Annotated in this window: 9 protein-coding genes; 6 read left to right on the top strand and 3 right to left on the bottom strand. The window is 48.0% G+C overall.

Going from position 1 to position 12,005, the window contains the following annotated elements; genetic code table 11:
- Positions 1 to 31: 31 nt before the first annotated feature.
- Positions 32 to 517, top strand: coding sequence for an SRPBCC family protein (locus tag QMA09_RS13400; protein ID WP_158290608.1), 486 nt, complete (start codon positions 32 to 34; stop codon positions 515 to 517).
- Positions 518 to 1,049: 532 nt separating this feature from the next.
- Here the strand turns inward: QMA09_RS13400 and QMA09_RS13395 are convergent.
- Positions 1,050 to 1,811 (bottom strand): NRDE family protein, encoded by a 762-nt coding sequence (locus QMA09_RS13395; protein ID WP_135503957.1) that lies wholly within the window; start codon positions 1,809 to 1,811, stop codon positions 1,050 to 1,052.
- A 143-nt stretch (positions 1,812 to 1,954) separates the two neighbouring features.
- On the opposite strand from QMA09_RS13395, the gene QMA09_RS13390 reads away from it, so the two are divergent.
- The 3 genes from QMA09_RS13390 (at position 1,955) to pdxA (ending at position 6,087) form a co-directional block, all read left to right on the top strand.
- A complete protein-coding gene (locus QMA09_RS13390; protein ID WP_135503956.1) occupies positions 1,955 to 3,664 on the top strand; it encodes a PrpR N-terminal domain-containing protein in 1,710 nt (569 codons plus the stop codon).
- Between the two features lie 142 nt (positions 3,665 to 3,806).
- Positions 3,807 to 5,102, top strand: a complete 1,296-nt coding sequence (locus QMA09_RS13385) for a four-carbon acid sugar kinase family protein (protein WP_135503954.1) — start codon at positions 3,807 to 3,809, stop codon at positions 5,100 to 5,102.
- Entirely contained in the window at positions 5,089 to 6,087 is a 999-nt protein-coding gene (gene pdxA, locus QMA09_RS13380; protein ID WP_290213462.1) for a 4-hydroxythreonine-4-phosphate dehydrogenase PdxA, read from the top strand. Before QMA09_RS13385 ends, pdxA begins: the two co-directional genes overlap by 14 nt.
- Before the next feature lie 46 nt (positions 6,088 to 6,133).
- Here the strand turns inward: pdxA and QMA09_RS13375 are convergent, their stop codons facing one another.
- The gene (locus QMA09_RS13375; RefSeq protein WP_135503952.1) at positions 6,134 to 7,060 is read right to left on the bottom strand and encodes an LCP family glycopolymer transferase; all 927 of its coding nucleotides are present in this window, start codon (positions 7,058 to 7,060) and stop codon (positions 6,134 to 6,136) included.
- A gap of 339 nt (positions 7,061 to 7,399) precedes the next feature.
- On the opposite strand from QMA09_RS13375, the gene QMA09_RS13370 reads away from it, so the two are divergent.
- A complete protein-coding gene (locus tag QMA09_RS13370; protein ID WP_290213461.1) occupies positions 7,400 to 10,711 on the top strand; it encodes an ATP-binding protein in 3,312 nt (1,103 codons plus the stop codon).
- Positions 10,712 to 10,732: 21 nt separating this feature from the next.
- Entirely contained in the window at positions 10,733 to 11,428 is a 696-nt protein-coding gene (locus QMA09_RS13365; RefSeq protein ID WP_135503948.1) for a response regulator transcription factor, read from the top strand.
- A 257-nt stretch (positions 11,429 to 11,685) separates the two neighbouring features.
- Here QMA09_RS13365 and QMA09_RS13360 read toward each other — a convergent pair.
- Positions 11,686 to 12,005, bottom strand: a 320-nt coding sequence (locus QMA09_RS13360; RefSeq protein WP_290213460.1) for a hypothetical protein, incomplete at its 5' end; no start/stop codon positions are given.

The following is a 12,005-nucleotide window of genomic DNA, read 5'->3' as shown; positions in this document are numbered from 1 at the left end:
AATCACGACTATTAGATTAGGAGGAACAGGCATGCGGGCAGAAATCACACAAAAAGAGCAAGGGTATGAGGCAAGATTCGAACGGACATTGCCGTTTGAGAGTGAACAAGTATGGGCAATGCTGGCGGACAATGAAAAGCTCAATCAATGGTTTTCAGAGCTGGAGATTACCGATTTGCGAAAAGGCGGATCGTTGGCTTTCGATATGGGAAACGGCAATTCTGACAGCTTGGAGATTGTTGATTTTGAGGAAGGCAAAGTTCTGGCGTTCAATTGGTGGGACGACGAAGTCCGTTTTGAAGTATCGCCTGTGAATCAGGGGACGAAATTAAAGCTAGTTGAGTCTATTCGTAACATCACACCCCAAACGGCAAAGGATCTTGCCGGCTGGCATGTCTGCCTGGATGTCATCGAGTCTTTGCTGAAAGGGGAAGAAATCGATCGGAACGCCGAATGGGAGAAAGAATACACCGAGTACAAAAGGCTGCTCGACAGCATGACCATCGACTTTGCATAACGGCAAGGAAAGATAAAAGTTCAAAAAGAGCCCTTCGCGAATCTGCGAAGGGCTCTTCTTGACGAAAATGCGCATCTTGCCAATGTGAAAGAGCTTCTCGGCGTAAATACGGAGAAGGTTCTCGCGTTAACATGAACTAAATTGGCGTTAACATGAACCAGCGGGAACTTAACATGATGTGCGGGACAATCAACATGATCTAGCCAGCAGTCAACATGAACTGTTTAGCATTTAACATGAACTAGCATAGGAAAGCCCCTTTAAGAAGAGAGCGGAAAAGTGAAAATCTCTTCACGATCCAAGTTCAAGCGCATAAATGGAAAAGCTGCCCGCTTCTGCGGACAGCTCCTTTCAAGCAATTGCGCATTTCGCAGAGGCGAAATGCATCCATCTATGGTTTGAAGAAAAAGGTTCTCGCGTTAACATGAACTAAACCGGCGTTAGCATGATTTAGCAACACGTTAACATGATATGTGAGAGAATCAACATGACCTAGCGAGACCTTAACATGAACTAGCTCAAAATCCGTGCTTCATTGTTCAATATCGAACTCAAAGCGGTTGTCTTCCTGCAAATTGCCGCTAGTGTAAACACGTTCTGCAAAAACGACGTGGCCGTCATGGCCGATGAGCAAGACGGTGGAGGAGCGGGTGCCGTAATCCGGCGTTTTTATGAACATCGGCGACAGCTTGCGCTCGAGCTCAGAGCCGATTCCGGTGTCCGGCAAATCGCCGTCTATCGCTTCTTCGGCGTCCTGCAGAATGTCGAACAAGTCATCGATGTGCACGTCCTCGTTATCCGAAAGGTAGCGTTCGAGATGCATACTGCCTTTTACGACTTTCGGCCAAGGCGTATCGAGGAAGTGGTTGCTGAGGCCATGAATTCCTGGCTCCACTTCCGTGGCTTTCGCTTCAAGGTTATTGTAATAAAAAAATTGGCTGCCATCACCGGCTAAAATATTAAAGCCTGCATAGTCTTCCGGGATCAAGTTTTCCAGAAAAAGCCGCGCATCCATGTCGGTGGACAGAAAATGCCGTACAATCGAACCGCGTGAAATCTTATCGGCTTCAGGCGCTGAGGGATCCCTGAAATTCGTCAACGCAGCAACACGGCCAGTTTTGGTGACGCCCAGCCAAGTCCCCATCTGCATCAGGTCGCGGCCGGCCAATAATTGGGGTTCGTCTTTCCAGAAATGGGCCGATTCTGTCGGGCGCAAGTAAAATTCATCGCGGTTTGCAGCCAGCACTAATTTGTATTTTGGATGATCGTTCAATTGGAAATTAATCAAACACATGAAGACAGCCCCTTTACAGTCTATTGTTACAGCTATTATAAACGGGTGGCCAAGAAGTTGACAGAATAATACATTGGCATTGCGGCGCATGGGTTGGTGCATTGCTATAATAGCAACAACTAGAAAAAAGAGGAGGAAGGGTTGTGGCAAGAAATATTACAATTGGGATCATCCCGCCATACGAAGCAATGGCGCAGCTGATAGAAGATTTAAAAGATGCGTTTCCAACGGTCGAGCTTCTGATTGAAGCGGGTAATCTGGAAGCGGGCGTGTTGGCGGCTGAACGCATGGAGCGCGAGGGCGCAGATTTAATCATCAGCAGAGGCGGAACGGCACAAATGATCCGCAACGCAATCGATTTGCCGGTCATCGAAATCCGGATTTCAGGCTACGATCTGTTGCGTGCCATCACGCTGATGGGGGCACCTCGCCAAGCAAACAGCGCATTGGCGGGTTTTCCTTCTGTCACGATGGGGGCAGGTTCGATAGCGGGCTTGCTGGATATGGATATTAAAGTGGCAACGATACAAAAGGCGGAAGAAATCGGACAGGTATTGGAGGAACTGAAAAAAGAAGGGATCAGCCGAGTTCTCGGTGATGTCGTGACAGTTGAAGCAGCAGAGCGGCTGGGCATGGAAGGCTTGTTGATCCAATCAGGACGTGAGTCCGTTATGGAGGCGATTGAAGAAGCACGGCGCTTGATTTCAACAATGGAAAAAAGCGGGCGCAAGCAACGCATCCTCAGCACGGTTCTTGCCAGGCAAAAAATCGATTTCATAACGCTTGGAGAAGATGGACGGACAGTCGAAGCCCAGTGGACGTTGTTCGACGGGCAACCGATTTCAAACGAAGAATTGGAAACGATGCGGATAAAATTGCTAAGCAGCGAAATTCCTGTATTGTCTACAGCACATAACGGTAAGGTTCGTTTCACAGTGCGGGCAGAACGCATTGCCGATCGGGATGGCACGCTCATTTATTTCTTTTTTGAACGGCTCGATGCACAGGAGGCGGAAGCATTGCAGCTTGAACAAATCAACCATCTCCCGCTGCTGGCAGCTGATAGTGCAGCGATGAAAAACCTGCTATTGGCAGCGGAAGCCCCGGCATGTGCTTCTTCTCTTTTGCTGCTGGTTGGAAAAGACGGTCTGGCTAAGCAGGAGCTGGCACGTTATCTGCACGTGTTTCACGGCAAAACCGGATTTTTCGCAGAAGCCAGCGCACAAAATCTTCAAGACATAGAGATTAGCAGCCTGCCAGACTCCATTTCGACCTTGTTTATTGAATTGACTGCCATTCCGGATGAAAAAAAGACGGCTTATTTAACGGTAATTGCGCAACTGGCGGCCGCGAAAAATATCCAGCTGATAATTTCCATTCCTGCTTTGACGACGGAATTAGCAGAACACACCGGTTTTGAGCAAGCGATCCTGCTTTCGGTTCCGACATTGGTGAATCGCCAGGCGGACATTCCTGCTTTAGTCCAAACTTATCTAGAGGGGTTTCACCAAACGCTGGGAACGCAGCCAGTCAAAGTGGAAAATGCTGCATTGGAAACCATCGTGCATTCAGTAAAAGACAGCAATTCTGCATCTTTGAAAGCTTATGTGAAAAACCTGGCGCTGATTGAAAAAACGTACGTGATTGGAAGCCCTACTTTGCAGAAAACAGCCTTCATGCCGATAGGCGACTCTGCCCATGGGATGATCAGCATCGATGACAACGAGACACTGAAAGAAATTGAGCAGAAAATCATCAATCATGTTTTGAAAGAAGAAAAGCTGAACCAGACCAAAGCGGCCCATCGCCTGGGAATCAATCGGGCAACATTATGGCGCAAACTCAAATCGTGAGTTTGCAATTTCGTTGCATTTTTAAACGTTATTCTAATTATAGAGGGAAATAGTCTTCTGTTTGTTGCAATATTTAATATTCAATTTATAGTGAAAGAAAGGCTAGCGGCACAAGCTGCTTGCGGCAAAGGGGTTGAAGGATGTGGCGAAAGGGATTGGCATCATTGCAGATGATTTTACCGGGGCCAATGACACGGGTGTGCGGCTAGCGCAGAAGGGGCTTCGGACAAAAGTGCTGCTGACGGATTCAGCGAACGCTTCAAATTTTGGCGATGAACGGATCGACGTTTGGATTGTTGATACCGATAGCCGGGCAATGGCTGCAGGGGATGCCTACCAAATTGTCCACCGGGAAATCATGCGATTGAAAACGAGCGGCATCACCGATTTTTATAAAAAAGTGGATTCAACGTTGCGAGGACCAGTGGCAGCTGAATTGCAGGCGATGAAAGATGCCGGTGGGATGGACATGATTTGGATCGTTCCCGCTTTTCCGGTAATGGGCAGAACCGTTGAACACGGTGTTCTCTATGTAAACGGCGTAGAAATCACGGACACCGAGTTTGCAAAAGACCCTAAAACGCCGGTCCTGAAAAGCTTTATTCCGGATTTATTGGGAGCGGGAACCGCCAAGGCTGCAGTTCTTACGCGGGAAGTTCTTTTTAGCGAAGAGGCTCCAAGATGGGTGCAGGAGCAGTTCGAGCGAGGCGTGGAATGGCTGGTGTGCGACGCGGTCGGTGAAGCGGATTTCGCTGAACTGGCAGTTTTGGCTAAAGCAACGGAGTTGGCAATCGGCTGGGCTGGATCCGCCGGCATGATCAACCATCTGTATACAGAATTAAGCACAAGTGAAAACAGCGGCCGGCAACAAATCGGGGCAGAAAAAGTCCTTGTGGCTGCCGGCAGTTTATCCGGCCAGACCAGCGGCCAATTAGCGGCGTTGCAGAAAAGAGAAGGGACGGTAATGGCGGAAGCGGATCCGCTGGAACTTTTGGAACATCCGGCTCGTGCAATTTCCGCCATGCGGCAGCATTTGGCTGAGGATGGATGGGACGCTGCGGTAATTTATGTGGATGGTTCGGAAGAAAACCGCGAACGGGTCAAGCAATGGGCAGCCGGCAATGGATTGTCAGCAGCTGCTTGTGGAAAAGGGATTGCAGAAGGCCTGGGTTTGCTCGCTGAAGCAGCGCTGGAACAATTCGCTTTCGACGCGATCATCATGACGGGCGGTGACACCGCAAAAGCAATCTGCAGTAAACTGGGCATTCAGGACATGGAATTGAAGGTTGAAGTAGAGCCGGGATTGCCGCTTGGAATCGTGGACTGGAAAAACAAAAAAATGGCGGCTATTACAAAAGCGGGCGGCTTTGGCACTAGCCATTCGCTGGTGGATGCCGTCGATTATCTGAGAGGAGCGGGATTACATGCAAACTTATAAACCGATAATTGGAATTACAATGGGGGACGCGGCAGGCGTCGGTCCGGAAATCATTTTAAAAAGCTTCGAACATAAGGTTGTGCATGAAACAAGCCGTTCTTTTGTAATCGGTGATGCGTCGATTCTGGAACGCGCAAAAAAATTCACGGGCAGCACAAAAGCGATTCGCCGCATCAAACATCCGCGAGAAGCACAATTCGATCCGGCTGTAATCGATTGTTTGGATCTTGCGCTGCTTCCGGATACGCTGCCAATCGGCGAAGTGTCTGCGGAAGCCGGCAATGCGGCATTCCAATATTTAGCTAAAGCGATTGCTTTGGCAAATGATAAAGAAATTGACGCTATCTGCACCGCTCCATTGAATAAAGAGGCTTTGCAAAAAGGGGGTCATCTTTATCCTGGGCATACAGAAATACTGGCTGAACTGACCGGTACTACCGACTACTCAATGATGCTTTCCTCTCCGAATTTAAAAGTGATCCATGTCACTACGCATGTAGGCATCATTGATGCCATCAATATGATTACGCCTGAACGTGTGCTGCACGTCATTCACTTGGCGCACGAGACCTTGACCAAGGCTGGCATTGCTTCTCCAAAGATAGCAGTATGCGGAATCAACCCACATGCTGGGGAAAATGGATTGTTCGGTTACGGCGAGGAGGCGGAGAAAATCGTGCCTGCAGTAGAGAAAGCGCAGGCTGAAGGAATCGATGTGCAAGGGCCGCTGCCTGCGGATACATTGTTTTTCCGCACGGTGCGCGGCGACTTCGATATCGTTGTTGCCATGTACCACGACCAGGGCCACGGTCCGGTCAAGGTGTTGGGCTTGGAGTCAGGGGTCAACATTACGGTCGGGCTGCCCATCATCCGGACAAGCGTAGACCACGGCACCGCTTTTGATATTGCGGGCACAGGCAAGGCAGATGAAAAAAGCTTAGTGGAAGCATTGCGCCAAGCTGTTGAACTCGCACCCAAAAAATAATGAACCCAAAAAATCCAGCCGCATGTAAGATGCGGCTGGATTTTTATTATGGGTTGATTTCCAATTGCTCTTTAAAAACCGTCTGCACCTCAGCAAGTTCTTCTTTATCCATCATGTAATACCAGATGCCGCCGATTGTTTCACCGTATCCCTTTTCGAAATAAAGCTGTTCCAAGTCATTTGTGGCATCGCGGTAATTGTTCTGGACATCGATCATTTCATTGAAGCCCATATTGGTTTTTACGTTATTGCCTAATGCATTGAAAATTTTCGGGTAATTGAAAAGTGTTTTAGCGGAAACGGCCTTCGTCATGATGCTCTGAATCACTTGCTTTTGGCGATTCTGGCGGCCGAAGTCCCCATCCGGATCGTTGTAGCGCATCCTTACGTAATCCAGTGCTTGCTTGCCGTTCAAAGTTAGTTCGCCTGCTGCAAAGTCATCAAAAGCAAAAGAGTTTTCGACCTTGACGCCGTCCAATGCGTCGACGATGTCTTCAAACCCCTCCATATTCAGCTGGACGACGTAGTCGATGGGAATGTCCAAAAGATTTTCAGCGGAATCCATCGACATTTCAATGCCTCCAAAAGCATAGGCGTGATTAATCTTATCGGACATATTGAGCCCGACAATCTCCGTATAAGTGTCACGGGGAATGCTGATCATCTTGGTGGATTCTTTTTCCGGGTTAATGGCGACAACGACCATCGTATCCGAGCGGCCTCTATCACCTGCACGCTCATCAACACCGAGCAGCAGGACTGAAATCGGATCCTTATCTTCCAAAACGACTTTCTCCTGCCGTTTAGGGGATGCTTCCCTGACGAGCGGTTCATGGATTTCATCTAATGTACTGGTGGCTTTCGGAAACAGCACCAACAAGTATAGTGCACCTATTACAATGGAAATCTTTACAAAAATACCAAACCAATTCTTCTTCTTTTTCGGAAGGCTTGAAGATTTCTTCTGGAACATCGCTATCACCTCTTCTGGGGCCTTGAAAAGCCCGATTCAAATTTCATGCGACGAATGAACCTGGAATGTCCTTTTTTATAGAGTAATCGCAAGAACGTTCTGGGTCAATAGTTTTATTTGAATTTTCAGATAAAAAAATGTTTTCTTTTTCCAAGTATAATGGTATTATTCTATCAATTGGTAATGATACTTATGGTTCATAAATAGCGAATCTAAATAATTTAAATATTCAAAATAAATTATACAAGTTAGAATTTAAATAAGAATTTATGGCTGATGCTGTTTTTTTGATTGGATAATGACCTAAAATGAATTCTAGAAAAACAGAGGTGCTTGATTATGTCCCGACTTTACCGGAACGTTTCTATAGCCGTGAAAATAGTATTTATCCTTTTTATCATGCTGTTCTTTATATCTGCCAAAAGCCCCGAAGGCGGATTAGAAGAAAGCGGCGAGACGCTGATTTTGACCGATTCGATGGATAAAATCCATTTGGATAGCGAAATGTCCATTTTAGAAGATATTTCAGGCAGCCTGACGATGGAAGAGGTTTCGCAGCCGATTCTGGGCATGCAGTTCATGCCGAATATAGAAGGAACATTGAATGAAGGATATACAGAAAGTGCTTACTGGATCCGTTTCGATCTGCAAAATACGACGGCTGACAAGAAGTGGCTGTTGGAAGTCGCTTCTTCAACATTGGACGATGTCACATTGTATATGCCGGCACCCGGGGGTGGATTCGAAGCGAAGGAAAGCGGCCGGTCGGTGCCAGTCGGCGAGCGCGAATACTACCACCGGAATCTCGTTTTCAACCTTGATATGGAAGAAGGTGCAGCAGGGACCTTTTATCTGCATGTAAAATCTGGAGGGCCAATGCAAATTCCGGTAGCAATTTGGGAAGAAAAGGCATTTGAAGCGGAAACGAGATCGACGACAGCATTGATCGGTTTAGGGACAGGTATCGCCATCGTCATCACAGCCTATCATCTGTTTCAATTCATGCGTCTCAGACAATTGAGTTTTTTGTATTTCGCCCTCCTATCCATGTCGATTTTATTCGCGATTTCTTCGCTCACAGGTTTGACGCTGGCATTTATCTGGCCGGATATGATTTGGTGGAATGAACGCTCGATCCTATTTTTCATTGGCTTGAGCACCATCTTCCTGCTGTTGTTTACGGAAAGTTTTCTGGATATCCGGCGGCATTTGCCATGGCTTGAAAAAGTGTTCAAGGGACTTATTGCGGCAGATTTAATCATGCTGCTCGTTCTGCTGATGAACTTAGAAGCCATCCGCCTCATTTTGCCGCTGATGCTTGTTGCCAGTTCAATCGCAGTTTTCATCATCTCGGTGATATGCCTGGAAAAAGATATCCTCTACGCCAGGTATTACACAGTCGGCACATTCCTGTTGATGTTCGGCATTGCAGTTTCGTTCCTGGTGATGAATGGCTATATGCCTTTCACGCTGAGAACGCGGCATGGCGGTTATCTGGCAGTAGGCCTGGGAATTCTGATGGCCGCCCTCGCACTGAATGATAAAGCTGCAGTAAAACGACTGGAGAAACAGGAATTAGAACGGAAGGCTGTTGAACGGCAGCGCTTGGCAATGGAGTCGTTGAAGCATGCCAATGAGCGCAAAGATGAGCTGCTTGCCATCACATCCCATAATTTAAGAACGCCCTTATACGGCATGATCGGCATTGCCGAGTCGCTGCAGGAAATGACCTATGGCCGCATTCCTCAAAATGCGAACCAGCAGCTTGGAACCATCGTTACAAGCGGGAAGAAATTGGCGCATATGATCAACGATATTCTGGATTTTTCCAAGCTCAAACAGAATGCGCTCGATGTCCATGTCGAACCGGTAAAACTGCTTGATTTGGCTGAAACAGTGCTAACGGTATGCCGGCCATTGCTCAAAGACAAAGACGTTTCCTTGTACCACACGATTCCGGATGACCTTCCGGAAGTTATTGCTGATCCGGACAGGGTGCAGCAGGTTCTTTTCAACCTGCTGGACAACTCCATCAAATACACAGTTTCGGGCGAAATTGTCATTACCGCTAATCAAATCGGCAAACAGATTCAAATTTCCGTACGGGATACCGGTATCGGCATTAAAGAAGAAGAGATTCCGACTTTATTCGAACCGTTTCCATTGAAGCTGGAATCAGACGTTGACGGAATCCATGGCACAGGTATCGGCATCGGATTGAACATCTCCAAACGGCTCGTCGAATTGCAAGGCGGCTGGCTGGAAGTGGAATCGAAAGCTGGGAAAGGTTCGACGTTCAGTTTTACACTGCCAATCTATATGAAAGAAGAGTTGGCCGAACCGCAGGAAGCCGAGAAAGTCGAAATCGAAGAATTGTCCGCTGCGGAGCTGACACAATCGCTTAGCCAGCGCAGACGGGAACAAAAACAAATCCGCATCCTGGTTGTCGACCATATCGATGTCAATCGACAGATGGTCACTTACCATCTAATGAGGGAAGGGTTTGAAGTGACCGGGGTTTCCGAAGGGAAAGAAGCGCTGAAACTTCTTGGTGAGCAGCCGATTGACCTGGTTATCCTTGAATGGGCGCTGGCTGATATGACCGGAGACGAATTATGCCGCAGCATCCGAAAAGAATTCACGTTAACGGAACTGCCGATTCTGATGATGTCGGAAGAAGAAGGGATGCGCCATAAGACGAACGCTTTCACGGCAGGCGCCAATGATTATTTGGTGAAGCCGTGCGACAAGGAAGAGTTTCTGCTGCGCGTCGAGACGCTGGCGAATTTGAGAAGCCTGACGCAGGAAATCACGAACGTCAATTATTTCCTGGAGCGCAATATCAAAGAACGCACGATGGCGCTGGAAATCACCAATATGAACTTGGTGACGGTCAACGATGAAATCCAGGAAATCGAGAAATCCAGAAACGAAATGCTGTCGACGATCTCACATGAACTGGGGACGCCGATTACGCTGATCCACAGCTATATCCAAGCGGTCAAAGAAAGTCTCATCGACGAGAAAAACCCAAGATACCTGGACATGATCCACAACAAATTGTTGCTGCTGGAACGCCTGACAGAAGATTTAACTGAGCTGTCCAAATACAAATCGGGCAATATGACATTGCGCTTTGAAGAAGTGAAGCTGAGCCAGTGGCTGAACCGCCTAACCACCGGCATGGAATCCGATGTCACCCAAAGCGGCCGGAAATTCGAACACAGCCTAAGAGGACGCAATCCGCTCGAAGATCAGTTTATCCTGTCAATTGACGTCGACAGAATCGATCAAGTGTTTTCCAATGTCCTGTGGAATGCAGTAAAGCATACATCCTCTGAAGATGGGAAAATCACCATTTCAACTGAAGTTTACGCAAGCGGCACGGAAGGGGCAGTGCTTGACCTGGAGGAGTTTGAGGGCGAAGTCATCATAAAAGTGGCGGACACCGGAAGCGGAATTGACCAGGAAGTATTGCCGCATATTTTTGACCGATTCTTTAAAATGGAGAAATCGGAACATTACAAAGGAAGCGGCTTGGGCCTCGCCATCGCAAAAGAAATCATTCTTTCCCATAAAGGGGAGATCTGGGCTGAAAGTGAACCGGGCAAGGGAAGCGTGTTCTATATCGCTTTGCCGCTGAGTTTTTAAAAACGATAGGAGGTGTGCGCCATGAGCGAAGCAACTGTAATGGTCGTCGAAGACGAAGAAGGAATCCGCGAACTCATGCGGTTGTTCCTGATTAAAAAAGGCTACCGCGTCATAGACGCTGAAGATGGCTATGAAGCGATGGATAAATTAGCGAAGGAAAACCCGGACATCATTTTGCTCGACATCGAAATGCCGGGGATGAATGGCCTGGAAGTCTGTGAACAAATCCGTCTGCAGACGAAAATGCCGATTTTATTTGTCAGCTACCGCAAAGAGCTGTCCTATAAGATCAATGGCCTTGAAGCGGGAGGGGATGATTATATAACCAAACCTTTCGACTTCAATGAACTTGAAGCCCGCATCCGTGCCATCCTCCGGAGGAACGGCTGGAAAAACGGCGACGAAGATAAATTGGCCATTCTGGAATTCGGGGATATGAAAATCCATATCGATGCACGGGAACTTTACGTCAACGACAAGCAGGTCCGGCTTTACCACAAGGAATTCCAATTGCTTCTCCTGCTGGCCCAAAACCCAAACCGCGTGTGGACGGCAGAACAATTATACGACCGCATCTGGGGCTATTATTCCGAAGGGGATATCCAAACGGTCAAAGTCCATATCAGCAACTTGCGGCGGAAAGTGGAGAAAGATCCAGCCAATCCGGTGCATATCCGGACCGTCAGAGGCTTCGGCTACAAGTTTACAACAGAATAAAGTCAATCAGAGACAGCCCCGCCATCCCGGCGGGGCTGTTTTTAATTTAACTGAAGTTATTCATTAAATTTCTGCTTTTTGAGCTAATATGGTAAACGATATTCCGCAAAACAGCTGCGAAGGCATGGACCCAAGCATTGGGGCTATGCCTTTGCGACGAAGCACGTAGTGCTGCAGGAGCACATGTTTTTTGCCGCGGGCGAGCGCCAAGCCTCCTCAGTCGCTTCGCTCCTTGCGGGGTCTCGGCTGACTCGTCGCTACGCTGCCCCGCAGGCAAGACTTTGCGACGAAGCGCAAAGCGCTGCAGGAGCAGTACGGTTTTCTCCGCTGTTTTGCTCCATATCTGGAGAACCCAAAAGAAACTGCAGAAAGTGTATCTTTGGTGTTCTTCTGTAAAAGAAATAACTCTCAAATAAGAAATATCTTTGAATGAAGCGGAAGGCGGCGACTCCAGCGGGCAAAGCCTGAGCTGAAGGCCCCGCAGGAAGCGAGGTTTGAAGAACCTCGTTTGCGACGAAGCTAGCGCAGCGATGCAGGAGCAGCTCTTTTTCCAGCGACGAGGAGACTGAAGCCAGGC

The organism is Planococcus sp. APC 3906 (assembly GCF_030407685.1).
In the GTDB taxonomy this organism is placed as follows: domain Bacteria; phylum Bacillota; class Bacilli; order Bacillales_A; family Planococcaceae; genus Planococcus; species Planococcus koreensis.
Note: the sequence above shows the minus strand (reverse complement) of the source record. Positions and strands in the feature narration are given on the sequence as shown.

Bases quoted from the DNA above. Each gene is read 5' to 3' on its own strand.
- QMA09_RS13400 (WP_158290608.1), top strand. From the start codon at position 32: ATGCGGGCAGAAATCACACAAAAAGAGCAAGGGTATGAGGCAAGATTC.
- QMA09_RS13395 (WP_135503957.1), bottom strand. From the start codon at position 1,811: ATGTGTTTGATTAATTTCCAATTGAACGATCATCCAAAATACAAATTA.
- pdxA (WP_290213462.1), top strand. From the start codon at position 5,089: ATGCAAACTTATAAACCGATAATTGGAATTACAATGGGGGACGCGGCA.
- QMA09_RS13375 (WP_135503952.1), bottom strand. From the start codon at position 7,060: ATGTTCCAGAAGAAATCTTCAAGCCTTCCGAAAAAGAAGAAGAATTGG.
- QMA09_RS13370 (WP_290213461.1), top strand. From the start codon at position 7,400: ATGTCCCGACTTTACCGGAACGTTTCTATAGCCGTGAAAATAGTATTT.
- QMA09_RS13365 (WP_135503948.1), top strand. From the start codon at position 10,733: ATGAGCGAAGCAACTGTAATGGTCGTCGAAGACGAAGAAGGAATCCGC.